General features: G+C 71.4%; 20 protein-coding genes. 10 read left to right on the top strand and 10 right to left on the bottom strand.

The window, feature by feature from the left end; genetic code table 11:
• Positions 1–102: 102 nt before the first annotated feature.
• A complete protein-coding gene (locus tag AC07FN_RS06560; RefSeq protein WP_478394819.1) occupies positions 103–1,269 on the bottom strand; it encodes a Glu/Leu/Phe/Val family dehydrogenase in 1,167 nt (388 codons plus the stop codon).
• A 515-nt stretch (positions 1,270–1,784) separates the two neighbouring features.
• Between AC07FN_RS06560 and AC07FN_RS06555 the strand changes: the two genes are divergently transcribed.
• The 3 genes from AC07FN_RS06555 to AC07FN_RS06545 all read left to right on the top strand — a co-directional run bounded on the left by AC07FN_RS06555 (position 1,785) and on the right by AC07FN_RS06545 (position 6,669).
• On the top strand, positions 1,785–2,606 hold the full coding sequence (locus tag AC07FN_RS06555; RefSeq protein WP_478394700.1) for a hypothetical protein: 822 nt from the start codon (positions 1,785–1,787) through the stop codon (positions 2,604–2,606).
• 102 nt (positions 2,607–2,708) lie between these two features.
• Positions 2,709–4,307 carry an amidohydrolase gene (locus tag AC07FN_RS06550; protein ID WP_478394699.1) on the top strand — a complete coding sequence of 533 codons (1,599 nt, stop codon included), beginning with the start codon at positions 2,709–2,711 and terminating at the stop codon, positions 4,305–4,307.
• 145 nt (positions 4,308–4,452) lie between these two features.
• Positions 4,453–6,669, top strand: a complete 2,217-nt coding sequence (locus AC07FN_RS06545) for a terpene synthase family protein (RefSeq protein WP_478394698.1) — start codon at positions 4,453–4,455, stop codon at positions 6,667–6,669.
• 119 nt (positions 6,670–6,788) lie between these two features.
• On the opposite strand, the gene AC07FN_RS06540 is transcribed toward AC07FN_RS06545, so the two are convergent.
• From AC07FN_RS06540 to AC07FN_RS06530, 3 genes are read right to left on the bottom strand one after another with little or no spacing between them, the layout of a single operon-like run.
• Positions 6,789–7,997 (bottom strand): metal-dependent hydrolase family protein, encoded by a 1,209-nt coding sequence (locus AC07FN_RS06540; RefSeq protein ID WP_478394697.1) that lies wholly within the window; start codon positions 7,995–7,997, stop codon positions 6,789–6,791.
• A complete protein-coding gene (locus tag AC07FN_RS06535; protein WP_452614016.1) occupies positions 7,994–8,455 on the bottom strand; it encodes a GAF domain-containing protein in 462 nt (153 codons plus the stop codon). The genes AC07FN_RS06540 and AC07FN_RS06535 overlap by 4 nt, the downstream gene beginning before the upstream one ends.
• Positions 8,452–9,831, bottom strand: a complete 1,380-nt coding sequence (locus AC07FN_RS06530; RefSeq protein WP_478394696.1) for an MFS transporter — start codon at positions 9,829–9,831, stop codon at positions 8,452–8,454. Before AC07FN_RS06530 ends, AC07FN_RS06535 begins: the two co-directional genes overlap by 4 nt.
• A gap of 162 nt (positions 9,832–9,993) precedes the next feature.
• Between AC07FN_RS06530 and AC07FN_RS06525 the strand changes: the two genes are divergently transcribed.
• On the top strand, positions 9,994–10,884 hold the full coding sequence (locus AC07FN_RS06525) for a MurR/RpiR family transcriptional regulator (protein WP_452614014.1): 891 nt from the start codon (positions 9,994–9,996) through the stop codon (positions 10,882–10,884).
• 87 nt (positions 10,885–10,971) lie between these two features.
• Here the strand turns inward: AC07FN_RS06525 and AC07FN_RS06520 are convergent, their stop codons facing one another.
• Positions 10,972–11,685 carry a hypothetical protein gene (locus AC07FN_RS06520; RefSeq protein WP_478394695.1) on the bottom strand — a complete coding sequence of 238 codons (714 nt, stop codon included), beginning with the start codon at positions 11,683–11,685 and terminating at the stop codon, positions 10,972–10,974.
• 224 nt (positions 11,686–11,909) lie between these two features.
• A complete protein-coding gene (locus AC07FN_RS06515; protein WP_478394694.1) occupies positions 11,910–13,124 on the bottom strand; it encodes an MFS transporter in 1,215 nt (404 codons plus the stop codon).
• A gap of 106 nt (positions 13,125–13,230) precedes the next feature.
• On the opposite strand from AC07FN_RS06515, the gene AC07FN_RS06510 reads away from it, so the two are divergent.
• A complete protein-coding gene (locus AC07FN_RS06510; protein ID WP_478394693.1) occupies positions 13,231–13,722 on the top strand; it encodes an Lrp/AsnC family transcriptional regulator in 492 nt (163 codons plus the stop codon).
• A 64-nt stretch (positions 13,723–13,786) separates the two neighbouring features.
• Here AC07FN_RS06510 and AC07FN_RS06505 read toward each other — a convergent pair whose 3' ends face one another.
• The 4 genes from AC07FN_RS06505 to AC07FN_RS06490 all read right to left on the bottom strand — a co-directional run bounded on the left by AC07FN_RS06505 (position 13,787) and on the right by AC07FN_RS06490 (position 18,773).
• Positions 13,787–14,578, bottom strand: coding sequence for a serine hydrolase (locus AC07FN_RS06505; RefSeq protein WP_478394692.1), 792 nt, complete (start codon positions 14,576–14,578; stop codon positions 13,787–13,789).
• Between the two features lie 41 nt (positions 14,579–14,619).
• The gene (locus AC07FN_RS06500; protein WP_478394691.1) at positions 14,620–16,005 is read right to left on the bottom strand and encodes a GntT/GntP/DsdX family permease; all 1,386 of its coding nucleotides are present in this window, start codon (positions 16,003–16,005) and stop codon (positions 14,620–14,622) included.
• On the bottom strand, positions 16,002–17,474 hold the full coding sequence (locus AC07FN_RS06495) for an amino acid permease (protein ID WP_478394690.1): 1,473 nt from the start codon (positions 17,472–17,474) through the stop codon (positions 16,002–16,004). Before AC07FN_RS06495 ends, AC07FN_RS06500 begins: the two co-directional genes overlap by 4 nt.
• 360 nt (positions 17,475–17,834) lie before the next feature.
• A complete protein-coding gene (locus AC07FN_RS06490) occupies positions 17,835–18,773 on the bottom strand; it encodes an ornithine cyclodeaminase family protein (protein ID WP_478394818.1) in 939 nt (312 codons plus the stop codon).
• A 218-nt stretch (positions 18,774–18,991) separates the two neighbouring features.
• Between AC07FN_RS06490 and AC07FN_RS06485 the strand changes: the two genes are divergently transcribed.
• From AC07FN_RS06485 to AC07FN_RS06465, 5 genes are all read left to right on the top strand, one after another.
• Positions 18,992–20,575: an aldehyde dehydrogenase family protein gene (locus tag AC07FN_RS06485; protein WP_478394689.1), complete on the top strand. Its 1,584-nt coding sequence runs from the start codon at positions 18,992–18,994 to the stop codon at positions 20,573–20,575.
• Positions 20,575–21,720, top strand: coding sequence for an NAD(P)/FAD-dependent oxidoreductase (locus tag AC07FN_RS06480; RefSeq protein WP_452614007.1), 1,146 nt, complete (start codon positions 20,575–20,577; stop codon positions 21,718–21,720). The genes AC07FN_RS06485 and AC07FN_RS06480 overlap by 1 nt, the downstream gene beginning before the upstream one ends.
• 199 nt (positions 21,721–21,919) lie before the next feature.
• Entirely contained in the window at positions 21,920–23,077 is a 1,158-nt protein-coding gene (locus AC07FN_RS06475; RefSeq protein ID WP_478394688.1) for a Glu/Leu/Phe/Val family dehydrogenase, read from the top strand.
• A gap of 147 nt (positions 23,078–23,224) precedes the next feature.
• Positions 23,225–24,151: a LysR family transcriptional regulator gene (locus AC07FN_RS06470; RefSeq protein WP_132486752.1), complete on the top strand. Its 927-nt coding sequence runs from the start codon at positions 23,225–23,227 to the stop codon at positions 24,149–24,151.
• Between the two features lie 39 nt (positions 24,152–24,190).
• Positions 24,191–26,374 (top strand): thiamine pyrophosphate-dependent enzyme, encoded by a 2,184-nt coding sequence (locus AC07FN_RS06465; protein ID WP_478394687.1) that lies wholly within the window; start codon positions 24,191–24,193, stop codon positions 26,372–26,374.
• Positions 26,375–26,421: the final 47 nt, after the last annotated feature.

Here is a 26,421-nt window from a genome sequence, read left to right as displayed (position 1 = left end):
CGCAAACGCTAGCACTCGGACTGCGGGTTGTCACACATCGATCGCAGTGCGTGAACGGCGTGTGCAACCCGCAGCCGCTGCGGGCCGAAAACCGCAGGTGTGTCAGGGGATGCTGAGCAGCCCCTGCCCGCTCTCCTCGGCCGCGCGGTTCTGCTCGCTGCGGAACTCCGCGAGCCGCAACGCCGCGGCGCGCGGCGTGAGGCCTTCGGTCTCCCAAGCCGCCAGCAGCGGCGGGATCTTGGCCAGCATTTCCTCCCGCAACACCTGGAAGGACAGCACCGGGTCGGCGTCGACCCGGCCGAGCAGCAGCCACCACGCCCAGGCCACGGCGCCGGCGTTGGCCACGAAGTCCGGGATCACCGGAATCCCGCGCGTAGCGAGCATTTCCTCGGCGTCCTCGGTGACCGGGGTGTTCGCCGCCTCGATGATCACCTTCGCGTTGACCTCCGGCACCTGCGGCGCCTTGATGGTGAACGAGACCGCCGCCGGGATCAGCACGTCGACCTCGGCGGAGAGGACGGCTTCGCGCGGCAGCTGCTCGACGTCCGGGGGCACCTGGGCGCGGTCGATCTCGCCGAACCGGTCGCGGGTTTCCAGCAATGCCGGGACATCGAGCCCGTCGGGATGCCGCAGCGTGCCCGCCGCGTCGGCCAGCGCGACGACCTTCAGCCCCGCCTCGTGCAGGTAGTAGGCCGCGCCGCCGCCCATCGTGCCGACGCCCTGCACGGCCACAGTGGTCTCCGCCTCCGCCCAGCCGCGGGCGTGCACGACACCCAGACAGCTCTGCGCGACGCCGTAGCCGCCGACCACGTCGCCGAGCAGAAGGCCGCCCGGCACCGGCGCGTTGAGCCCGGCGCGGACGCGGCGCAGCGTGCGCTCCGCGTCGGGCGCCCGGCGGATCGCCGCGTGGTACGACTGGTGCAGCCCGAGCTCGGCGAACACATCGTCGATCAGGTGCTGCGGCACCCCGAGGTCCTCGGCCGTCACCCAGTGCGCGTCCACCCACGGCCGCATCGCCTGCAGGAAGCGGCTCAGCACGCCGCGGGCGGCGGGATCCTTCGGATCGCAGTCGATCCCGCCCTTGGCGCCGCCGACCGGCAGGTCGAACACGGCAGTCTTGCGCGCCATGCCACGGGCCAGCGCCTCCACCTCGGACAACGTGCAACCGGCACGCATCCGAGTCCCGCCGGTGGCGAGACCGGACACTAGGCTGTGCACGACCAGGTAACCGTTGCAGCCGGTTACCGAGTCCGTCCAGATCACCCTCATCAGCGGGTCGCGGTCGACGAATACCACGGGCCGAACCTCCTCTCAGAGCGCATACCTGACGCGGGCGCGCACGCCCGGATTTCATCGGGAAACGATGTTCAGGCGACCCGCGGGGCACCCGCGACGGTCACCGGCCACTGCCGAAGGAGTCGGTCAGTGATGTCGCAGCCAGAGCGAGGAAGAAGACAACCATCGGGCCGGGCGGGGGTTGCGGAAGGACTCGGTTCGCATAGCCCACCTCCCACATACGGCCGGAATGGCTCGAAATTAAACGCCACGTCGTCGGATTGTCAACAATCTGCGGTCACGTCGCCGGAACGGGTGCGTATCCCCCGGTTACCTGCGGGTTCGGGACGCCGCCGGGAGGTGCGAAAACGTGATCAACTCGGCCGCGACCGCCCACCCGGTGGGGTTCTAAGCTTCCGGGCACGACGTACGACTGCGTCGCGCGAACCGGTGTGCGATCTTGGCCGAAACGACTCCCACGGTTCCCGCGCGACTGGGAGGATGCAGGCATGAGCCAACCGGGACCCCATGACCGACCGGGATCGCTGGACGAGGTCGCACAGCAGCAGCTGATCCAGGAGATCGGCCGGGTTGTCGTGCGCGCCCTGCCTCCGGGCTGGCAGGAAGCCACCGTCGAATACCGCGAACTCGGCGACCACCGCGAACTCGTCGCGCAGCTGCTCGCCCCCAACGGCACGGCCGTCCCGCTCGCCGTCCCCATCGACGTCACCGAGCTGTTCCTGCGGCTGCGCAGCGGCATGTACCAGCCCGACCGCGGCACCTGGGTCAGCGCGCTCTACCGGCTGCAGCGGCCCGGCAGCTACACCGTCGACTTCAACGGCGACTACCAGCCCAGCTGGCGCACCGCTCCTCCGCCGGGGGCCTTCGCCGAGGAACTGCGCCGCTACCCGCGGCCCGCCGCCGCCACGCCGGACTGGCTGGCCCCGCCGAGCACCGGGCCGGCCGGCCTGCGCACCGCCGAGGTCTTCGACGACGGCGGGCGGCCGATCACCGAGCGGCCGGAGCTGGACCCGGCGGAGCGCGACCAGGTGGCCGAATACCTGGAGGGGGCGCCGATCGTGCTGGCCGCGCGCAGCTACGACACCGACCGGCTGGACCCGCACCGCAGCCCGGCGGTGCCGATGACCTTCCACACCGACGGCAGCTGGATCTGGCCCGGCGCGGTCGGCTACTACCTCCGGCAGCACGGCGTCGCCCCCGAGGCGGAGCTGGTGGCGCACATCCGCAGCCGCCGCTTCCAGGTCCCGGACGTCGGCGAGCCCACCCGCGAGCAGGCGGTCGCGGTCATCACCGGCGAACAGCGCATCTGACAACGGGTCGTGAGTGGCAACGGTCGCCAGGACGACCAAAACCACTCACGATCCTCCGCTCGCTTCGACCGCGCCGGGGCGCGGCCCTGCGACAATCCGGGCATGCGCGAAGTCGTCTTCGCGGACGGGCCGGTGGCCACAATGGACGCCGCCCGCTCGTTCACCGATGCCGTCGCCGTGCGCGACGGCCGGATCGCGGCCATTGGCGACGCCGCCGTGCGAGCCCGGCTGACCCCGGCGACCGAGGTGATCGACCTCGACGGCCGGTTGCTGCTGCCCGGCTTCCACGACGCGCACGTGCACCCGGTGTACGGCGGCATCGAGCGGCTTCGCTGCGACCTCTCCGACTGCCTCGACGCGGCCGAATGCCTGCGGCGCATCGCCGAGTTCCGGCCGGACGCGGGCTGGGTGCTCGGCGGCGGCTGGGACATGGGCCAGTTCCCGGGCGGCACACCCGACCGCGCCGCCCTGGACTCGGTGACCGGCAGCCGGCCGGCGTACCTGCTCAACCGCGATCACCACGGGGCGTGGGTGAACTCGGCGGCGCTGCGGCTGGCGGGCGTCGACCGCGACACTCAGGACCCGCCGGACGGCCGGATCGAGCGCGACGCCGACGGCGAACCGGCCGGGACCTTGCACGAGGGCGCCACCCGCCTGGTCGAGCGGGTGCTGCCGCCGACCAACGCGCAGGAGTACCTCGCGGGCTTGCTGGAGGGTCAGCGCCACCTGCACTCGTGCGGCGTGACGTCCTGGCACGACGCGATCATCGGCCCGTACCTCGGCTACGACGACACGCTGGAGACCTACCTGGCCGCCGACCGGCAGGGCTTGCTGACCGGCAAGGCCCGCGGCGCTCTGTGGTGGGACCGCGGGCGCGGCCGGGAGCAGATCGAGGAGCTGCGGCAGCGGCGCGAGCGGGCGCGGGGGCGGCGGTTCCGCGCCGACGCGGTGAAGATCATGCAGGACGGCGTGTGCGAGAACTTCACCGCCGCGCTGCAACTCCCGTACCTGGGCGGCCACGGCCGCGGAATGTCCTTCGTGGATCGCGACGTCCTCGCCGAGGTGGTTCCCGAGCTCGCCGCCGACGGGTTCCAGCTGCACTTCCACGCGATCGGCGACCGCGCGGTGCGCGACGTGCTGGACGCGCTCGCCGCCACCACCGGGCGGCACCTGCGGCACCAGATCGCCCACGTGCAGGTGGTGCACCCCAGCGACATCCCGCGGTTCCACGAACTCGGGGTCGTCGCGACGATCCAGCCCCGGTGGGCGGTCAACGACGCCGCGATGACCGAGTTGACCGTGCCGCACCTGGGACATCGGCGCGCCGGCTGGCAGTACCCGTTCCGGTCGCTGCGCGCCGCGGGCGCGGTGCTGGCCGCGGGCAGCGACTGGCCGGTGTCCGACGCCGATCCGGTGCAGGCGGTGCACGTGGCGGTCAACCGGCGCGAACCGGACACCGACGACGCGCCGTTCCTGCCGGAACAAGCGCTCGATCTCGTGGATGCGCTCGCCGCCTACACCGCGGGCAGCGCCTGGGTGAACCACGTGGACGGCGAAACCGGCACCGTGGAAGTCGGCAAGGCCGCGGACCTCGTCGTGCTCGACCGCGACCCGTTCTCCTTGCCACCGGGAGAGATCGGGCAGTGCCGGGTAGACCTCACGATGGTCGACGGCGTGGTCGTGCACGAGCGGAAGACGTGACCCAACGCAGCGTCGGGCTGGGCTGGTCGGGCGACACTGATTCTCGATCGTGTGTAACCCCACCGAAGGCATTGGCGGCCACCGCCAACGCTGGTTTCGTGCGCAGGGTCGACGACCATCGCAGAGAGGTCAGGTGCGCGAAACCATGCAGCCCTTCCGACTGCCGGACTTCTACCTGTCCTACCCGGCTCGGCTGAACCCGAACCTGGAGCGGGCACGAGAGCACAGCAAGGCGTGGGCTTACCGGATGGACATGATCGACGTGCCGCAGGACGGCGTGCCGATCTGGGACGAGGCGGACCTCGACCGGCACGACTACGCGCTGCTGTGCGCCTACACGCACCCGGATGCGGACGGACCGGAGCTGGACCTGATCACCGACTGGTACGTGTGGGTGTTCTACTTCGACGACCACTTCGTCGAGCTGTACAAGCGGAATCCGGACCTCGCCGGGGCCCGCGAGTACCTCGACGGGCTGGCCGCGTTCATGCCGGTGGAGGGCCCGATCACGGCGGAGCCGGCGAACCCGGTGGAACGCGGCCTGGCCGACCTGTGGACCCGCACGGTGCCTGCCATGAGCTCGGACTGGCGGCAGCGGTTCGCCGAGAACACCAAGCACCTGCTGGACGAATCGCTGTGGGAACTGGCCAACATCTCCGAGAACCGGCTGTCCAATCCCATCGAGTACGTGGAGATGCGCCGCAAGGTGGGCGGCGCGCCGTGGTCGGCGAACCTGGTGGAGCACGCCGTCGGCGCGGAGGTGCCGGCCGAGATCGCGGCGACCCGCCCGATGGAGGTGCTGCGCGACACGTTCTCCGACGCCGTGCACCTGCGCAACGACCTGTTCTCCTACGAGCGCGAGGTGCAGGACGAGGGCGAGTTGAGCAATGGCGTGCTGGTCTTCGAGAAGTTCCTCGGCTGCACGACGCAGGAGGCCGCGAACGCGGTCAACGACCTGCTCACCTCCCGGCTGCACCAGTTCGAGCACACCGCGCTGACGGAGGTGCCACGCCTGCTCGACGAGCACGGCATCGACCCGGTCGGTCGGCTGGCCGTCCTCGGCTACGTGAAGGGCCTGCAGGACTGGCAGTCCGGCGGCCACGAGTGGCACATGCAGTCCGGGCGTTACCCGGACGGGTCGAGCACGCCGACCGTGCTGGCCGGGCCGAACGGGTTCGGGACCGCGGCGGCGCACATCGTCTCGTCGCTGCTTTCGACCGCGCCGCAACGGATGCGCAGCTTCACCCGGGTCCCCTTCCAGCCCGTCGGCGAGATCTCACGCCGGGAGATCTACATGCCCTACGAGGTGTCGATGTCCCCGCACCTCGACACCTCGCGGGAGCACAACGTCGAATGGGCCCGCGCCATGGGCATGTTCGACGACGTGCCGCTGGTGTGGACCGAGCAGATGCTGCGGAACAACGACCTCCCGCACTGCTCCGCCGGGCTCGACCCCGATGCGACCGTCGAGGAGCTGGACCTGTCGGCGGCGTGGCTGACGTGGGGCACCTACGGCGACGACTACTACCCGTCGGTCTTCGGCCACGGGCGGAACATGGCGGGCGCGAAGGCGCAGAACGCCCGCCTGAAGGAACTGCTCCCCCTCGAAGGCGCGAGTCCGGTCGTCCCGGTGAACATGCTGGAACGCGGTCTGGCCGACCTGTGGGAGCGCACGATCGGCCCGATGCCGCCCGAAGCCCGCCGGGCGTTCCGGAAGTCCGTGGAGGTCATGATCGACAGCTGGCTGTGGGAACTGGACAACCAGCACCAGAACCACATCCCGGACCCGATCGACTACGTCGAGATGCGGCGCCGGACGTTCGGTTCGGACCTCACGTTGAGCCTGTCCCGCTTCTCGCACGGGCAGTCGGTGCCACCGGAGATCTACCGGACGCGCACGATCCGCAACATGGAGAACTCGGCGATCGACTACGCGACGATGGTCAACGACGTCTTCTCGTATCGCAAGGAGATCGAGTACGAGGGCGAGGTGCACAACGCGGTGCTGGTCGTGCAGAACTTCTTGGACTGCGGGCAGGACCGGGCCTTCGACATCGTGCACGACCTGATGACCGCACGGATGAAGCAGTTCGAGCACACCGTGGAGGTCGAGCTGCCTGCGCTGTTCGAGGAGCGGGAACTGGACGCCGAGGCGCGGGCGATGCTCAACCGCTACGCCTCGGAACTGCAGGACTGGATGGCGGGAATCCTGAACTGGCACCGGGAATGCCGCCGGTACTTCGACTCGGAGCTGCGCCACAACATCCCGGTCGGCCTGACCAGGAGCGTGCTTCCCGGCCCCACCGGCCTCGGCACGTCCCTGGCCCGGCTGTCCTCCGGCTGGGACCCGGTGCTCGGCTGAGCCGGGGGTGAACGGACCGCTCACCCCAATAGGCGGGGCGAACGGTCCGTTCACCTCACCGCCGAGCCGGAGCGAACGGACCGTTCACCCCAATAGACGAGGTGAACGGTCCGTTCGCTTCACGCCACGGCGCCGTGCTGGACGACGTGGCGGATGTGATCGGGGTTCGCGAGGTTCGCGATGTCCTCCAGCGGGTCGCCGTCGAGGACCACCAGGTCCGCCAGGGCACCCACCCGCAGCGTGCCGATCTCGCCGGTCATGCCGAGCAGGTCCGCCGCCGTGGTCGTCGCCGAGCGGATGACCTCCAGCGGCGGGAGGACCTCGCCGCGGATCCGGAACTCCTCGTTCTGGTGGCGGTGCATGCCGCCGAGCAGGTCGCTGCCGTAGACGATCTTGACGCCGCCGCGGTGCGCCATCTCCAGCGCCGCCAGCCCGGCGCCCAGCACGTCGTCGACCTTCCGCCAGCTGTCCTCCGGCAGCCCGAACTCGCGGCCCTCTGTCTTCAGCGCCCAGTACGTCACCAGCGTCGGCACCAGGAACGCGTCGTGTTCGAGGAATTCGGCCACGTTGGACTCGTCGATGAGGTTGCCGTGCTCGATCGACCGGATGCCCGCCTTCAGCGCCCGGCTGACCGAGCGAGCCGTGTAAGCGTGCGCGGCGACGTAGCGGTTGGCGGCGTCCGCCTCCTCGACGATGGCCCGCAGCTCCTCCATCGAGTACTGGGTGGAGTCGATGCGGTCGGTCGGCGAGGCCACGCCGCCGCCGGCCATCACCTTGATGTGGTGCGCGCCCTTGCGGAGCTCGTCGCGCGCCGCGGCGCGCACCGCGTCCACGCCGTCGGCGATCCGGCCGAGCCCGGCGCAGCACTGGTGCCCGTCGTGCACCCGGGTGCCGCGCGGACGGCTGTCCCCGTGCCCGCCGGTCTGGCTGAGCGCCTTGCCGCAGAACGCCAGCCGCGGCCCGCGGATGAGGCCCTCGGCCTGCGCGTCGGCCAGCCCGAAGTCGGCGCCGGAGGCGTCGCGGACCGTGGTGAAGCCGCGGTCGAGCATCTTCCCCATGATCTGCGCGGCGTGCGCGGTGGCGTAGGACGGCGACCACGCGGGCAGCGCACCGAGATCGGCGGTGGCGGCGGTGACGTGCACGTGCGCGTCGATCAGCCCGGGCAGGACGGTGGCGCCGGCCAGGTCCACGTTCTGCGCGCCGTCCGGGGCGGTGAGGCCGGGGCCGGTCTCGGCGATCCGGCCGTCGACGCACAGCAGGTCGCCTTCGGCGTACTTGCCGGTCTCTACGTCGAGCAGCTTGCCGGAACGCAGCAGCAGGGCGGTCACGAGTTCGACTCCTCCGTGGTGTTGTCGAGGCGCTGGACGAGTTCGGCCAGCGCGGGAACGGCCAGCGCCGCCAGCTCGGCGGCCCGGTCCACCTGGGCCTGGCCGTAGGCGTGCTCGGCGTCGAGCAGGGCGAGGGTGCCCAGGGTGGTGCCGTCGGCGCCGATGACCGGCACGTTGATCACCGAGCCGCAGCCGAGTTCCGCGATCAGCGCGTGGTCGGCGAAGACCTGGCGGACCGAGTCCGCGTCGGGCCCGAAGAACGGCTTCTGCTGCCGGATGCAGCGGTCCAGCCAGTCGGCGGCGACCTCGACGGACTTCTCGCCGCCCACCGGGTACTGCTCGGGGTGGCTGGTGTGCGCCCGGTGCAGCACGCGGCGGCCGGGCAGCCACGCCAGCACGGTGAACAGCCGGACGCCGATCTCCCGCCGGATCCGGTCTTCCACTGTGGACAGGTTCATCGGGTGGCCGCCTTCGGTGCGTCGGTTTCGGTCAGGTCCTCCAGCGACCGGCCTGCGGTGGACAAGCCGAACAGCAGCGTGCACACCACGCCGACCGCGAGCACTGCGGTGGTCATGCCGAACACGCCCGCGAAGCCCAGCGACGCGGCGGACATGCCGATCACCGACGGCGCGATGATGCTGCCGACGCGGCCGAACGCGCTGGACAGCCCGGTGCCCGACGCGCGGATCCAGGTCGGGAACACCTCCGGGGTGTAGGAGTACACCGCCGCGTAGGTGCCGTTGAGGAAGAACGACAGCACCGCCGCCGAGGTCGTGATCATCACCGGGTCGGTCATCTGCGACATCCAGAACGCGCTGGCCGCCGCGCCCGCCAGGTACAGCGCGATGGTGTTCTTGCGGTCCAGGAACTCGCCCAGCCACGCCGCCGAGAAGTAGCCCGGCACCTGCGCCAGGTAGATGATGATCGAGAACTCGAAGCTCTTGGTGACCGTGATGCCCTGCTGCACCAGCAGCGTCGGGATCCAGGTGAAGAAGCCGTAGTAGGAGAAGGTGATCACGAACCAGATCAGCCAGGTGATCGCGGTGCGCCGCGCCATCCGGCCGCTCCACAGGTACTTCAGCGCGGAGGCCAAGCCGATCTTGCGGGCCTCGGCGGGCTTGTCCACCGCGGTCTCCGGCACCGGTGGCAGCGGCGCCTTCGTCACGGCCTGCACCTTGCGCTCCAGGTCCAGCACGACCTTCTCGGCTTCGGCGGTCCGGCCGTTGGCCAGCAGGTAGCGCGGCGATTCCGGCAGCGAACGCCGCCACCACAGCAGCATCACGATCGGCACCGCGGTGATCACCTGGGCCCAGCGCCAGCCCTCGGGCAGCGGCTGCACCACGAACCGGCCCAGCAGCGCGGCCGCGACGAAGCCGAACGAGAAGAAGCCGGCCAGGGCGCCGACGAACCAGCCGCGCCGGGCGGCGGGGACGAACTCGGACAGGAACGGCGCGATGATCGCGCTCTCGGCGCCGGCGCCGAAACCGGCCAGCACCCGGGCGCCGAGGAAGATCTCGTAGTTCGGGGACATCGCGCCGACGATCGAGAACAGCGCGTAGACGGCCAGCGCCCACATCATCACCTTGCGGCGCCCGATGCGGTCGCCGAGGATGCCGGCGCAGGTGGCGCCGAACAGGAAGCCGAACGGGGTGGCCGAGCCGATCAGGCCGAGCTGGGCGTTGGTCAGCCCCCATTCGTCTTGCACGCTGGGCAGCAGGAAGGCCACCACGGCGGAGTCCATCCCGTCGAAGGTGTAGCCGAGCCCGCCGAGCAGCAGAAGCAGGTAGTGCGGCCGGCTCAGCGGGAGCCGGTCCAACCGGGCCAACAGGGACACGAGGTGCCTCCAGGAGAGTTGCAGCACCGAACGAAGTGACCGGCAACATATAGTGCAGATGAACAGAAACGCAATACCTGTTGCGTTTTAGGCTCGTTACAGTGTGTGTCGGCGCATCGACGTGCACCGATGCGCAGCGATCGGCCCGACGAGAGGAACGCGATGACCGACAGCGCCACCACCAGCGCGGCCGGGGAATCCGACGGATTCGAGACCTGGCTGCGCGGGCGCGTGCCCGATCGCGGGCTGCGCAGCAAGGGCGCGTCGGTGCTGGAGGTGCTGCTCACGCAGCCCCGGCGGGTGTCCTACAGCTCCGCCGCCGAGGCCGCCGAGCTGGCCGGCGTCAACGTCGCGACGGTCAGCCGCACGGCGCAGGCGCTCGGCTTCAGCGGCTGGTCAGACCTGCAACAGGAGTTGCGCGCGCGGTTCCTGTCCTCGCTGAGCGCGCCTGAGGTCGCCGCGGCGCAGCACACCGAGGGCGAGCTCGGCGCCGCATCGCTGCGCCGAGACCTGGAGTCGCTGGCCATGCTCAACCGGCGGCTCGACGAGCAGCAGATCCGCACCATCGCCGAGGCGATCGCGCAGGCGCGGCGAGTGCTGATCGTCGCCCACGGCAGCTACGCCTCGATCGGCGCGGCGCTGAGCCACAACGTGCGGCTGGCCGGGTACGACGCGACCCTGACGTACGACGCCGACCTGGCCAACGCGGTGTCCCGGATCGAACCCGGCGACGTGCTGGTGGCGATCAGCTTCTGGCGGCTGTACCAGCACACCGTGACCGCGGCCGAGGAAGCGCACAGCCGCGGCGCCCGGGTCTTCGTGCTCTCCGATGCGGCCAGCCCGGACCTGGTCGCCGCGGCGGAAGAGGTGCTGCTGATCCCCGCCGAAGGCGTGGCGTTCTTCCCGTCCCTCGCGCCAGGACTGGCGGTCGCGCAGGCCATCGTCGCCCAGCTATCCACAGTGGACCCCGAGCGGACCCGCAAGTCCATCGAAGCGGCCGAGTCCCAGTGGTCCCGCTTCGGACTGATGCACCGCCAGCCCCGGCGCGGCTGATTCACCGCGCCGAAACGGCGAACCGGTGCGAAGCCGGGGCATAACCCGGGAAATCCGGGTCATGCCCCGACGAGCGAGCGGTCGACGCTAGATACCGCCCACCCGCGGGAGCGGGATCTCCGGCACCAGCCTCGGCCGGAACCCCACGTCGCTCGACGCGGTCGACGACGCCGGCGCTCCCACCACCGCGGTCCAGTGCGCGAGGTACTTGGCCGCCTCGGCCGCCAGCAACGCGTCCAGCTCCACCCGGTTGGCGTTCTTGCGCAGCCGCAACGGTTTTCCGCGACGCACGTCGAGCACCATCGGCGTCGCGCCCGGCCGCAGGGCCGGCATCGCGTGCTCCAGGAGCCGCAGCGCCAGGCTCGCGGAATCCGTGCCCAGCTCGGGTTCCTTCAGGTACGGCACCACGACCTCGGTGCGGCCGTCCTGGCGCCGCAGCGCCAGCGAACTCCGGTCCGAGATGGTGACTGCGAGGCCGCCGATGTTCCACCGCGCGGAGGTCATCGGCACGCCGACCGCCTTCGCCCTGCCCCACCAGCGCTGGAATCCCGCGTGCAGCTCCTGGAAGTGGGGCTGCTGCACCGGACGCGCCTGCCGCACCGCCGCCGCGACGATCTCCACCGCGTCCGGCGAGCTCACCGCCTGCCGCAGCGCCAGCCGGAACGGCCCGTAGAACGCCCAGGCCATGCTCGTCTCATCGAGGTAGATCTCCCGCTGGTCCCGCACGATGCCCGCGCAACCGCGCGGCGTGCTGCGCATGTAGTCGAGGAACGAACCGAGACTGATCTGCACACCGTCCACGAGTGCCCCTTCCCGCGGTCGAGGGCAGCATTCAGCGCCACTGCGATCCGCCCCCGAAGGCGACGGTCCACAGTGGTCCAAATGTGCCCGAACCCCCTGCCCGACAACATCATTCTAGCACTTCGACACTGGTTTTAGAACATTTGTTCGTCATCTTTTCGGGGGTTCGCGACGCCCGACCAGGCGCCTCGCGGCGGCACCACCCGGTGGTGCCGCCGGCATCGTCAACCGGCTCGCCGATGCTCGGGATGCGATGGCTCCACCGATCGTCTCCGCCGCACCAGCAGCGCCAGCGGCAGCACGGCCAGCACTGCGCCCACCACCCCCAGCGCCGCGAATCCACCTGCCGCGAGGATCGCCGTGGAGGCGAGGCTCGCGACCGCGGCCGCGCCCCACACCGCCGCGTCCACGGCGCCCTCGATCTGCATCCGGTCCGCTGCCGGCAACTGCCGGGTGATCTGTCCGCTGCCGCCGACGAAGCACAGGTTCCACCCGTAGCCCAGCAGGAACAGCGCCACCATGCGCAGCGGATCGCCCTCGCCGAACGCGGCGACCGCACTGGACAGGACGAGCACGGCCAGGCCGGACGCCATCACCGGCCGGGCGCCGAACCGGTCCACCAATCGCCCGGTGACCGGGGAGAGCACGAACATGCCGAGCGTGTGCGCCGACAACACCGCACCGACCATGCCCAACCCCGCACCGTGGTGGTGCATGTCAAGCGGCGCCGCCGTCATGATCCCGACCATCACCACCTGGGCGCTCGCCATCACCAGCAACGCACTGCGGGCAGCTGGTACCCGCAGCAGACGCCCGGGTCGCACTCCCGGCGCCCCGTCCCGCACGCCCGCTCCGGCAGGCGCGCCGAACCCAGCGACCACACCCAACGCACAACAAGTCGCAGCGGCGAGGAAGGCGCAGACCGGCCCGGGCCAGCCGAGCGGCCCGCCGAGCGCCGCCGTGGGCGCGATCAGCAGCGGCCCGCCCACGGCGCCGAGGGTGGCCGCCCAGACGACCACGCCGATCGCCTGCCCTCGCCGGTGCGACGGGTACATCTCCGCAGCCGCGTACCGGGACAACTGCGCGCCGGCGTTGCCGATCCCGAGCAGCAGCAATCCCGCGCACAGTCCGACCGCGTCCCGATGGATCGAGGCCAGGGCGGCGGCCAAACCACCTGCGGCGGCGAGGCCGTAGCCGAGCAGCAACCCGGCTCGCCGGCCCCACCGGTTCATCCCGCGGCTGAGCAGCAACGCGCCCAGGCCGGTGCCGATGACACCGGCGGTGTTGGGCACCGCGGCCCACGTCGTGCCCAGCTGAGCTCCTGCGACGATCGTGCTCACCGCGCTCGCAATGCCCATCGCCGCGTTCATCACCACGGTGCCCGCGCACAGAGCCCGGGTCGCGCGTCCCCGCCGATCGATCGTCCCAGCTCGAAGCATGGTCATCACAGTAGAAAACCGGTTCGGCGACTTGAATGCTCGAACAGCGGCGATCGATGTCGTTCGGTTGTTGATCGCAAAGCGACGATGCCCTGATACTTTCCGAATGGAGAAGCCGCTCGATCAGACCGACTGGCGCATCCTCGCCGAACTCCAGGAGAACGGCCGGCTGTCGTACAACCAGCTGGGCCGCCGGGTCAACCTGTCATCGCCCGCAGTGGCCGAACGGGTGCGCAGACTGGAGGAAACCGGGGTGATCACCGGCTACCAGGCCCGGGTGGACCCGGCGAAGGCGGGCCTGCCGCTGACTGCGTTCGTGCAGATGCGCTGCCAGCTCGGCCGCTGCCTGTTGAAGACCACCACCGCGGCCGAACTTCCCGAAGTCGCCGAGGTGCACAAGCTCAGCGGCAGCTCGTGCAGCATGCTCAAGGTCCGGGTGACATCGATGCGGCACTTGGAGGGCCTGTTCGAGCGGCTCGGCGAGCACGGCGAGATGCACTCGTACGTCGTGCTGTCCACCCAGTACGAGGGTCGACCGGTCGAGCCCCCGCCAACCGACGCCCGCCCGGTCACCGACCCGGCCGGCTGGAGTCGCTGACGAGCGGCGTCTGCGGCGATCCCGTCGCAGGACCAGCCGTTTCGCCGCTCTGGGTGGGCCGTGCTCAGCCGAGAGCGCGGTGCACGGCCCGCCCGAGGGTCGCGATCGCATCGCAGGCCGGTCCGCCGCGGTAGCCCGCGACGGAACACTCGTCGGTGAGCTCGTCGACCAGCACCGCCACCACCGCTCGCGGCCGGTCGTCGCCGATCAGCCCCACGTCGTGGCGCAGGCCGAGCAGCTCTCCGGTCTTGTTCCAGCACTTCGCGCCGTCCGGCAGCAACGAGGGCAGCCGGTCGCGGACCTGCTGCCGCGACAGGACGTCGAGCGCGCGCTCGGTCAGTTCCGGCGGCAGCGCCGATCCCCCGGCCAGCGCGGCGAGCACGCGCGCCTGGTCCAGCGCCGTGGTCTCGTTGCGACCCGGGGCGTTGACGTCCATCAGCCGCCGCTGGACCCGGGTCGCCGTGCAGCCCAGGTCGGCGGCGCAGGCCCGGATCGCCTCGAACCCGACCGCGTCGATCACCGCGTTCGTGGCTGCGTTGTCGCTGATCACGATCATCAGCGTGATCAGGTCGCGCAGCGAGATCGCCGTCACGCTGGGAAGCTCCCGCAGCACCCCGAACCCGCCGGCCCGCTCCGCGGGCAACTCGACCTCGGCGTCCAGCCGGAGCCGCCCCTCGTGCACGGCGCGCAGCGCGGTGATCATGATCAGGACCTTGATCGTGCTGGCGGCGTGCACGACCCGTTCGGCGTCGACCAGCACCGGTTCCCGTTCGTCGAGATCCCAGGCGGCGAACCCGATCCGCCCGGGCAGACCCCCGAACGCCGCCTCGGCCCGCAACCGCTCCGCAAACCCCACCTCGCGCCTCCCCAACTGATTCCTCGGGCGGCCTGCCCGGGTCAGACCAGGACGAGGAACAGGACCGCGAACAAGGCCAGGTTGGCGACCATGATCGCCCAGCCGTTGAACATCATCATCCGCAGGTTCCGGGAAAGCGCGAGGCCCATCTGCCCGATCATGTCCGGCCCCGGGAACGGCCCGAACCAGTCGATCTGCGAGGAGCCCAGCAGCACCGCGGCCCACGCGCCGGGCGGAATGCCCAGCCCGGCCAGCGCCGGGCCGAACAGCTTCTGCAGCAGCACCACCTGCGCGACCGCCGCGCCGGAGACCCCGAGCCAGCCGACGACCAGCACGATCATGCAGAACAGCCACGGCCCGACATCGCCCAGCGTCGGCGCCACCAGCCGCTGCATCGCGTCGTAGGCGCCCGAGCGCTCCAGCAGCTCCAGCATCGGGTTGAGCAGCCAGAACAGCAGGAACAACCACAGCAGCGGCTGCGCACCCCGGTACATCGCGTGCAGCGCCGCCGTCGGCGACATGCGGCCGCACAGGGCGGTGACCACGGCGCTGACGGGCATCACGATCAGCACGTAGGTGTAGCTCGCGTGGAACGCGATGCCCAGCGCCACCAGGACCACCATGCTGCCGAGGAAGCCGATGGTCGCCCGCCTGGCGGTCGCCGGGTCGTGCTCGGCCTCCTCGGCGACGTCGTCCGGATAGGAGTCGATGCCCTCGGTGCGCCGCTGGATCCAGTGCGACATGCCCAGCCCGGTGAGCCAGACGGTGGCGGCCATCGGGATCCCGGCGCTGAGCAGGTACTCGCCGTAGCCGATCTGCGCGGTGCCCATGATCGTGACCACCGGCGGCGTGAACGGGCCGGTGACCAGGCCCGCGGCGGTGCCCGCGTGGAACATCGCGGCCATCGACGGCGGGGTCAGCCGCATCGCGGCGGCGATCGGCAGCACGATCGGCACCAGCAGGGCGCTCGCGCCCGACAGCGTGCCCAGCGCCGCGCCCAGCAGCGTCGCCGACAGCATCACGCCGATCCGGAACCGCAGCCGGGTGCTGATCCCGATGCCGTGCAACACCATCCGCACCATCGTCGCGGCCGCGCCCGTCTCGGTGACGACCCGGCCGAGGCCGCCGCCGAGCAGAATGATCATGCCGACCACGGCGATGAAGGAGCCCAGGGACTTGCCCATCAGCGTGCCCAGCTCCAGCGGCGCGGTGCCGGTCTCCAGCGCCGCGACGACCAGCGCGGCGAGGGTGGCGAGCACGACGTCCACGTCGAGCAGGACGAGGATCGCGTACACCACGATCGGCGTCAGGCCCCACAGGGTGCCCGCGCCGCCGGTGGCGAGGATCGCCGCGCCGGTGGCGATCGCGGCGCCGAAAACGCCTGCGGCGGCGCGTGGTTTCCAGATCGAGATCGCTGCGGTGGTCACTGCTTCTCCTCGTCCAGCGCGCTCAGGTCGACCGAACCGCCCGGCATCACCCGCCGCGTGTTCCGGTAGCTGTACAGGCCGTAGACGAGCAGGCCGACCACCAGCCAACCGGCGAAGCGCAGCCAGGTCTCGCCGGCCAGGAACGACATCAGCCAGGCGGAGAACAGCACGCCGAGGACCGGCACCACCGGCATGCCCGGGCAGCGGAAGCTGCGGGGCAGGTCGGGCCTGCGGTAGCGCAGCACCACGACCGCGGCGCAGACCAGGACGAACGCGAACAGCACGCCGATGTTGGTCAGCTCCGCGGCCTCCTGCACCGGCAGCAGGCCGGCCAGCACCGCGGAGACGATGCCGAGGATCCACGTCGCGCGGTGCGGCACCCGGCGGACCGGGTGCAGTTCGCCGAACCACTTCGGCATCAGCCCGTCGCGGCTGAGCGCGTACCACAGCCGGGAGGCGCCCATCATGAACGAGAAGCTCACCGTGACGATGCCGAGGATCGCGCCGACCGCGATCACGGTCGCCACGCCCGGCATGCCGACGCTGGCGAACGCGCTGGAGAAACCGCTGTCCGGGTTGACCTCGTGGTACGGCACCATGCCGGTGAGCACGATGCAGGCGCCGACGTAGAGCACCATCGAGATGGCCAGCGACCAGACCATCGCTTTCGGCATCAGCTTGCGGGCCTCCACGGATTCCTCGGCGGCGGTGGACAGCGCGTCGTAGCCGAAGACCGCGAAGAACACCGTGGCCGCCCCGGTGACCGCCCCGCCCCAGCCGAAGGGCGCGAACGGCGTCAGGTTCGCGAAGTCCACTTGGGACAGTCCGACGACCACGACGAGCAGCACCACGGCGATCTTCACGACGGTGAGCGCCACATCGACCTTCGCCGAGGTCTTCGTGCCGCGGTTGAGCAGCCAGGCCACGCCGAGGCAGATCAGCATCGCGATCAGGTCCACCCGGTGCCCCTCGCCGGTACCGGGCGCGCCGAGCATCCACGCGGGCAGGTCGACGCCGATGGCGTCCAGCAGGAACCCGGCGTAGCCGGACATGCCGATGGAGACGGTCGCGACGATCGCGGTGTACTCCAGCAGCAGGTCCCAGCCGATGATCCAGCCGACGACCTCGCCGAGCACGGCGGCGGCGTAGGTGTAGGACGACCCGGCGCGCGGCACCATCCCGGCGAACTCGGCGTAGGCGAAGGCGGCGCACAGCGAAGCGGCGCCGGCGATGAGGAACGACATCAGCACGGCGGGACCGGCGACGTCGCGGGCGACGGCCCCGGCGAGGCTGAAGATCCCGGCGCCGATGATGGCGCCGACGCCGATCATGGTCAGCTGCGGCAACCCGAGCACGCGGAGCATCCGCCGGTCGCCCTGCGCCTCGGGCTTCGGCACGGTGCGGCGGAAGATCCCGTTCGGCCCGGTCCCGAACAGCGACCCACCGGTCGCGGCTGTCTCGTCTCGCACCGAGTACCTCCCCGCTGGCAACGCCGGTTGGCGATCACGCGATGCGGGGATGTTCGTCGATGGGGATCATCCGGGAAAGACGGCGAAGCACGCGGATGCCTTCCCCTGACCCCAAGCAGCCCTTCGCCTTTCCCGCGACGACCCGGGATCCGCTTCAGAAGACATTTCAGAATGGGCTTGCGTGGCGGTGCGGGTAGCGGAACCTCACACGACGCCTGGACTGTGGGAGCCCCGACTTACGTATGACCAGACCAATACGCGGCATCGGGGCTGTCCTCGCCAGACGCCGCCTGAGAACCCGCGGCGGTGCAAGCTGAGTCCCACACCGCATGCGGCTGAAGCCGCATCCTCAAAGACCCCTTAGATGGTGCCGAGCACGGCGTGGGCCGCGGCGGCGTCCTGCACGCCCAGGCCGACGCTGTTGTAGAACACCACCTCCCCCGCGCTGGCGCGCCCCGGGGCTTCGCCCAGCAGCACCGCGCCGAGCGCTCGCAGCTGCGCGCGCTCGATGTCGCCGCGCTCCAAGGCGCGCACGATCGGTCCCGCGTGCGTCGCGGCCGTGCCGACTTCGTCGACCACGACCGCTCCGGCGCGCCGGATCAGCTCCGCGTCCACCTCGCACCGGTGGTGCTCGAAGCTGCCGACGCTGATCACCGTCGCTCCCGCCGCGACCGCGGCGGTCGGGACGACGGGTTCCGCGCTGAGGGTGCAGGCCGCGATCAGCGGCGCTTCGCGGACCGCTTCCCCGGCGCTCGCCACGGCTCGCACCGCGATGCCCAGCTCGGCCGCCAGTTCCGCGGCCGCGGCCTCGCGGCGCGCCGCGTCGCGGCTGTAGATCCGGATTTCGCGCAGTTCGCGCACGCGCGCGATCGCGCGGGCGTGCGCCCTCGCCTGCACTCCGGAGCCGAGGATCGCGAGTTCGTCGGCGTCGGGCACCGCGAGCGCGTCGGCGGCGACGGCGCTGCCCGCGGCCGTGCGGATCTCGGTGAGCGCGGTGGCCTGCATGGTCGCCACCGGCCGGCCGGTGGCCGCGTCCAGGACCAGCACCGTCGCCGAGATCGCGGGCAGGCCCCGGTCGGCATTGCCGGGGTGGACCGCGACCAGCTTGCTGACGGCTCCGTGCTTCGGCGACAGGCGGCTGAGGTAGCACAGCGTCGTGTCGTCGCCCGTTCGGATGGCGACCTTCTCGGCGAGCTGCGCCTCGCCCCGGCCGAGCGATTCGAACGCCAGCCGCTGCGAGGCGATGGCGGTGTCCAGGTCCAGCGCCGCGGCCACGTCGGCGTCGCTCCACACGTCCATGCGCGGCACGCTGCCACACCTCCGGCCGCAGCGGTAGAGATCGACATCTCGGCTCGTGGAGATCATCGCGAGCAGAAGCCGTGCTATCGCTCAGGGGGAGAAGAAATCACTCTTCTGATTCTCCGCGAAGACGCCTCCGGGGATTTACGGTGATCCCGACGGCGGAGGTGTCACGCGGCACACCTGCGCGCGAGTACCCAACGAGCTGGAAGAGGTGCATGTCGGTGCAGTCGACGTTGAGCTCCGTGATCGGTCCGGACGCCCCCGCCCGGGTCGACGGCGGAGGCGAGTACCTCTCGCGCAACCCGGCGAACCTGGATGACGTCGTCGCCGAGGTCTCCCTCGGCGGACCCGAGACGCTGCTGGCCGCGACCGAGCAGGCGCAGCGGGCGCAGCGCGAGTGGGCGAAGGTGCCCGCGCCGGTGCGCGGGCGGGTGGTGGCCGGACTGGGCCGGCTGGTCGAGGCGAACAAGGAGTCGCTGGCGCGGCTGGTGACCCGGGAGATCGGCAAGCCCTACGCAGAGGCGCTCGGCGAGGTGCAGGAGATCATCGACACCTGCGACTTCTTCCTCGGCGAGGGCCGCAGGCTCTACGGGCAGACCGTGCCCTCGGAGATGCCGGACAAGCAGCTGTTCACCTTCCGCGTGCCGGTGGGCGTCGCGGTGGTGATCACCGCGGGCAACTTCCCGGTCGCAGTGCCGTCCTGGTACATGGTTCCCGCGCTGCTGTGCGGCAACGCCGTGGTGTGGAAGCCCGCCGAGTACGCCGCGGGCGCGGCGCGAGCGCTGGCCGAGCTGGCCTGGCGCGCCGGGGTGCCCAAGGGCGTGCTCAACCTCGTCTACACCGACGGCGAGGCGACCTTCAAGGGCCTGGAGTCCGCGCTGGCTGCGGGCACCGTCAACAAGGTCGGCTTCACCGGCTCCAGCGCGGTCGGCGCGCGGGTCGGCGAGCTGTGCGGCCGCTACCTGCAGAGCCCGTGCCTGGAGCTGGGCGGCAAGAACCCGATGATCGTGGCCCCGGACGCGGAGCTCGACCTGGCCGTGGAGGGCGCGCTGTTCTCCGGGTGGGGCACCGCCGGGCAGCGCTGCACCTCGCTGGGCAACCTGATCGTGCACCGCGACGTGCACGACGAGTTCGTCCAGCGGCTGGACGCGTCGCTGCGCGCGGCCACCATCGGCGACCCGGCCGGTGACGTGCTCTACGGCCCGATGCTGGACCAGAAGTTCGCCGACAACTTCGAATCCATCCTGGGCAACATCGCCGAGCACCACACCGTGCTCGGTTCGGAGTCGGTCGGCCGGATCACCGATTCGGCGCCGCGCAAGGGGTTCCAGGGCGATCCGTCGACCGGGCTGTACTACCACCCGGTGCTGCTGGACGGGCTGCGGCCGGACGACCACGTGTTCCGCAACGAGACCTTCGGCCCGATCGTCGGCGTCACCACCTACGACACGCTTGACGAGGCCATCGAGCTGGGCAACGCTCCGGGCTACGGGCTGTCCGCGGCGATCTACACCACCGACCCGGCCACCGCGTTCCGGTTCCGGGAGGGCATCGGCGCGGGCATGGTCAGCGTGAACAACTCGACCTCGGGCGCGGAGGCGCACCTGCCCTTCGGCGGCAACGGCAAGTCCGGCAACGGCAGCCGCCAGTCCGGCGTCTGGGTGCTCGACCAGTTCACCCGCTGGCAGTCGTTGAACTGGGACTTCTCCGGCAAGCTGCAGAAGGCGCAGATGGACGTCGACACCGTCGAGCCGGAGCTGGACTTCCGGCTGCCACCGGAACTCGGCGGTTCGCGGTGATGCTGCCGCACCGGGCCGATGTCGTCGTGATCGGCGGCGGGGTGGTGGGCGTCAGCACCGCCTTCCACCTCGCCGAGGCCGGCGTGGACGTGCTGCTGCTGGAGCGCGACGAGCTCGGCGCGGGTAGCACCAGCAAGGCCGCCGGCGGCGTGCGGGCGCAGTTCTCCGACCCGGTCAACATCGAGCTCGGGCAGCGCAGCCTGCGGGCGTTCGAGGACTTCGCGCGGCGGCCCGGCGGCGAGATCGACCTCAAGCAGCACGGCTACCTGTTCCTGCTGTCCGATCACGCGGACGTCGCGGCCTTCGAGCGCGGCGTGCGGCTGCAGAACGAGTTCGGCGTGCCCAGCCGGATGCTGACCGTCCGGGAGGCCTGCGAGCTCTCCCCGTACGTCGTGCCGGACGGGCTGCGCGCGGCGGCCTTCTCCCCCACCGACGGGCACTGCACGCCCGAGGCGGTGGTGCAGGGATACGCGCAGGGCGCCCGGCACCACGGCGCGCTGCTGCGGCGGAACTGCCCGGTCACCGGCATCGAGGTCAGCCGCGGCGAGATAACCGCGGTGCACACCGACTTCGGCTCCGTCGAAACGTCCACAGTGGTCTGCGCGGCGGGCGCCTGGTCGGCGGCCGTCGGCGAGTTCGCCGGCGTCGAGCTGCCCGTTCGCCCGCTGCGCCGGCAGATCCTGGTCACCGAGCCGGTGCCCGATCTGCCGCCGCGGCTGCCGTTCACCATCGACTTCGGCACCAGCTTCTACTTCCACGACGAGGGCCCAGGCCTGCTCATCGGCATGTCCGACCCCGACGAGGAGTTCGGCTTCCGGCTCAACACCGACGACCGCTGGCTCGGGCGGCTCGCCGACGCGGTGGCGCGGCGCGCGCCGCGGCTGGCAGACATCGGCGTGGCGCACGGCTGGGCCGGGCTCTACGAGATGACGCCCGACCACAACGCGCTGATCGGCGAGGCGGCGGGAGCGAGCCGGTTCCTGTACGCCACCGGCTTCTCCGGCCACGGCTTCCTGCAGGGGCCGGCGATCGGCGAGGTGATGCGCGACCTCGTGCTCGGCCGCCGACCGGTCGTCGACGTCTCCGGCCTCGACGCCCGCCGCTTCGCCGGGGCCGAGGTCCGCCCCGAGCACAACTGCGTCTGAAAGGCTGTTTTGGACTCTTTCTGCGTAGCGGTGCGGGTAGCGGAACCTCAGGCGCCGTCTCGCTCCGGGACCCCCGACTCATGTATGTCCCGGCGGTGCAAGTTGCGAGGGTGGGCTGAGCGGCTTCGCCGCTTCAAAAACGAGAACTGAATCCCCGATCCGGGCTGCGCGCGGCGCAGCCGACGAAGGAGCGCGAACCGTGCGTGATCTGTTGCAGGAGATCGACGAGTGGGGCCCGGAGAAGGTCGTGTGCGTCTCCGACGCGCGCACCGGCATGCGGGGCGTGCTGGTCATCGACAACACCGCCCGCGGCACCGGCAAGGGCGGCACCCGGATGAGCCCGACCGTCACCGTCGGCGAGGTCGCCCGGCTGGCCCGCGTGATGACCTGGAAGTGGGCCGCGGTCGACCTGTTCCACGGCGGCGCGAAGGCCGGCATCTTCGCCGACCCGGACTCGCCGGACAAGGAGCGGATCGTGCGGGCCTTCGCGCGGCGGCTGGCCGACCAGATCCCGGCCAGCTACGTCGCCGGGCTGGACATGGGCATGACCGAGCACGACGCGGCGATCATCCAGGACGAGCTCGGCGATCGCGGCGCGGCCGTCGGGGTGCCCGAATCGCTGGGCGGCGTGCCCTACGACCAGCTGGGCGTGACAGGCCATGGCGTCGCCGAGGCCGTGGACGCGGCGCTGGCCCGGCAGGGCCGCAGCGTGGCCGGCGCGCGGGTGGCGGTGCAGGGCTTCGGCGCCGTCGGGGCGGCTGCGGCGAAGCGGCTGCACGAGCTCGGCGCGCAGCTGGTGGCGTTGTCCACGATCGACGGGTCGGTGCACGACCCGGACGGGCTCGACGTGCCGCGGTGGCTGGACGGCCGCGCCGAGTTCGGCGACGCGTGCGTGGCCAAGGCCTCGGCGCAGCAACGGATTCCGCGCGGCGAGGAACTGCTGGTGGACTGCGACGTGCTGATCCCGGCCGCCGGGCAGGACGTCATCGACGACGCCGTCGCCGCCGGCATCCGGGCCGGGCTGGTCGTGGAGGGGGCGAACCTGCCGACGACGCCGGAGGCCCGCCGGCTGCTGGCCACCCGCGAGATCACCGTGGTGCCGGACTTCATCGCCAACGCCGGCGGCGCCATCGCGGCCGGTTTCGCGATGGATGCGCGGTATTCCGCGTTCCGGCCGGAGCCGACCGCGATCCTGCGGGCGGTCGCGGAGCGGACCCGCAGCAACACCGTGCTGGTGCTGGACACCTCGCAGGCCGACGGCGTGCTGCCGCACCAGGCGGCGTTGGACCTGGCGAAGCAGCGGGTGCGGACGGCGATGCAGCTGCGCGGCCGGTTGCCCAGCACCGCAACCGCGTGAGGGCCGCTTTGAACCTGAACCCACATCGCGTGGCTCCGCAATTTCCATTGAAATCGAACCTTCGATTTCAATGGAAATTGCGGTCGACATCCGGGGCGAGCCGGCACCGGGTGCGCGGTCTGGAAGACGAGAGTTGAGGGGGCAGGCGTGCTCAACCCGATCCACCTGAGAACCCTGCAGGAATGCGTCCGCACCGGCTCGTTCGCCGAGGCCGGCAGGGTGCTCGGCTACACCGCATCGGCGGTGTCGCAGCAGATGGTGCTGCTGGAACGCGCGGTCGGCGCACCGCTGTTCGAACGCTCCGCCCGCTCCGCCCGCAGCACCGCGCTGGCGGTCCGGCTCGCCGACCGCAGCCGCGACGCGCTCGGCGCGCTCGACTCGCTGGAGCGCGAGGTGCGGGCGATGGTCGCCGGCGAGGAAGGCAGCCTGCGGCTGGCCAGCTTCGCCACCGCCAACGCGCGGGTGCTGCCCGACGTGCTGGCCGCCGTGGTCGCCGAGCGGCCCAGCGCCGAGGTGCAGCTCGACGAGGGCGAACCGGACGAAGTGCTCGGCGACGTGCTCGAAGGCGTCCTGGACGCGGCGGTGGTCTTCGAGTACGACCTCGATCCCAGGCAGTGGCCGATCGAGCTGTGCGTGGAGGAGCTGATGGCCGAGCCGCTGCGGCTGGCGCTGCCCGAGACGCACCGGCTGGCCGGCGCCCCGGAGGTGGAGCTGCGCGAGCTCGCCGACGACGCCTGGATCTGCACCCGGCAGGACACCGCGGGCGCGCGGGCGCTGGTGCGGCTGGCCGCCGCGGCCGGGTTCGTGCCGCGGATCACCTTCCGCAGCAACGACTACTCGGTGATCCGGGACCTGGTGGCCCGCGACCTCGGGGTCGCGGTGCTGCCCGGGCTGGCGATCCCCGACGACCACGTGCGCATCTCCCGGATCTCCGGCTGGCAGCCGCACCGCCGGGTGAAGGCCCTGTACCGGAAGCAGAACACCAACCCGCTGCTGCCGATCGCGCTGGAGTGCCTGGCCAAGTCGTGCGCCCAGGTGGCCAACGGCTGGCACGCCGAACCGCGCGAGCCGTGACCCAGCGCCCGACCCGCTCACTTGCAACACGGAGGATCGATGAGCGACAAGACCGAGCCCGTTGACGAGTTCTTCCGGGCCGCCGTGGCCGGTTGGTCCGCACGGCCGTCGACCGGGTCGGGGCCGGGCGACGAGTTGCTTGAGCTGTTCGACTCGCAGGCCGGCAGCCGGCACCTGGACTTCCAGGCGCGGCAGCTGGGCTCGCAGGGCAAGGGCTTCTACAGCATCGGCTCGTCCGGGCACGAGTCCAACGCCGCGGTAGCCGCCGCGCTGCGGCCGACCGATCCGGCGCTGCTGCACTACCGCTCCGGTGGCTTCTACGTCCACCGCGGCCGGCAGGTGCCGGGGCAGCACCCGCTGCGCGACGTGCTGCTGGGCATCGTCGCCTCGTCCGACGAACCGATCTCCGCCGGGCGGCACAAGGTGTTCGGCAACGCCGAGCTGTCCGTCATCCCGCAGACCTCGACCATCGCCTCGCACCTGCCCCGCGCGGTCGGCCTGGCGTTCTCCCTGGGACGGGCCGCGAAGCTGGGCGTCCCGACCACGTGGCCGGCGGATTCGGTGGTGGTGTGCAGCTTCGGCGATGCCTCGGCGAACCACTCGACCGCTACCGGCGCGATCAACTCGGCGCTGCACTGCGCCTTCCAGGGCCTGCCGATGCCGCTGCTGCTGGTGTGCGAGGACAACGGCATCGGGATCAGCGTGCGCACCCCGCAGGGCTGGATCGAATCCACCTACGGCAACCGCGCCGGCCTGCGGTACTTCACGGTCGACGGCGCCGATCCGGTGCGGTGCCTGGCGGTCGCGCGGGAGGCCGCCGACTGGGTTCGCGAGCACCGCGCCCCGGCATTCCTGCACCTGCGGACGGTGCGGTTGATGGGGCACGCCGGGTCCGACGTGGAATCCGGCTACCGGTCGCGCACCGAGATCACCACCGACTACCAGCGCGACCCGCTGCTCGGCACGGCGAAAGCACTGGTGGACAACGGGATCCTGGAACCAGGCGAGGTGCTCGCGCGCTACGAGGACAAGCGGGCCGAGGTCGCGCGCATCGCGGAGGACGCGCTCGGCCGCCGCAAACTGGGCAGCGCCGCCGAGGTGATGGCGTCGATCTACCAGGACCGGCCCGACGTCGTCGCGCGCCGGGCGGGTGAGGTCCCGCCGCGGCGCGCGGAGGTCTTCGCCGATCAGCTGCCCGAAGCCGAGGGGCCGCTGACCCTGGCGCAGGCGATCAACCGGTCGCTGACCGAGGAGCTGGGCCGCGACCCGGGCGTCGTGGTCTTCGGCGAGGACGTCTCGCGCAAGGGCGGCGTGTACGGGGTGACGCGCGGGCTGCGCAAGAAGTTCGGCGGCACCAAGGTGTTCGACACGCTGCTTGACGAGCAGAGCATCCTGGGCACCGCGCTCGGTGCGGGACTCGCCGGGCTGCTGCCGATCCCCGAGATCCAGTACCTCGCATACGTGCACAACGCGGCCGACCAGTTGCGCGGTGAGGGAAGCACGCTGAGCTTCTTCTCCAACGGCCAGTACCGGAACCCGATGGTCGTGCGCATCGCCGGTTACGGCTACCAGAAGGGTTTCGGCGGCCACTTCCACAACGACGACAGCGTCGCCGCGCTGCGCGACCTGCCGGGCGTCGTGGTCGCCTCGCCGTCGCGGCCCGACGACGCCGCCGCGATGCTGCGCACCTGCGTCGCCGCCGCGCACGAGGACGGCCGGGTGTGCATGTTCCTGGAGCCCATCGCGCTGTACCACACGCGCGACCTGCACGAACCCGGCGACGGCGAGTGGCTGGCGCGGTATCCCGCGCCCGGTGAACACCACGTGCCGATCGGGCGGGCCCGCGAGTACGGCGACGGCGACGAACTGACGCTGGTCAGCTTCGGCAACGGCGTGCCGATGAGCCTGCGGGTCGCGAAGCGGCTGCGGGAGCGCGGCATCGGGGCGCGGGTGCTGGACCTGCGCTGGCTGGCGCCGCTGCCGGTCGAGGACCTGCTGGCCGCGGCGCGCGCGACCGGCAGGGTGCTGGTGGTGGACGAAACCCGCCGCAGCGGCGGCGTTTCCGAGCCGGTGGTGACGGCGCTCGTCGACGGCGGCTTCGCCGGGCCGATCGCCCGGGTCACCAGCGAGGACAGCTTCATCCCGCTCGGCGCGGCGGCCTACCACGTCCTGCTCGACGAGGACACCATCGAAACGGCGGCCCTGGAACTCGCGAAGCGCTGACCGGCCATGGGTGCATCGACGGCGACGAGGCGGCTCGGGAACTTGCT

Source organism: Saccharopolyspora sp. NPDC045941 (genome assembly GCF_056431445.1).
The sequence above is the reverse complement of the archived record's forward strand: the minus strand, read 5'-3'. Positions and strand labels throughout refer to the sequence as shown.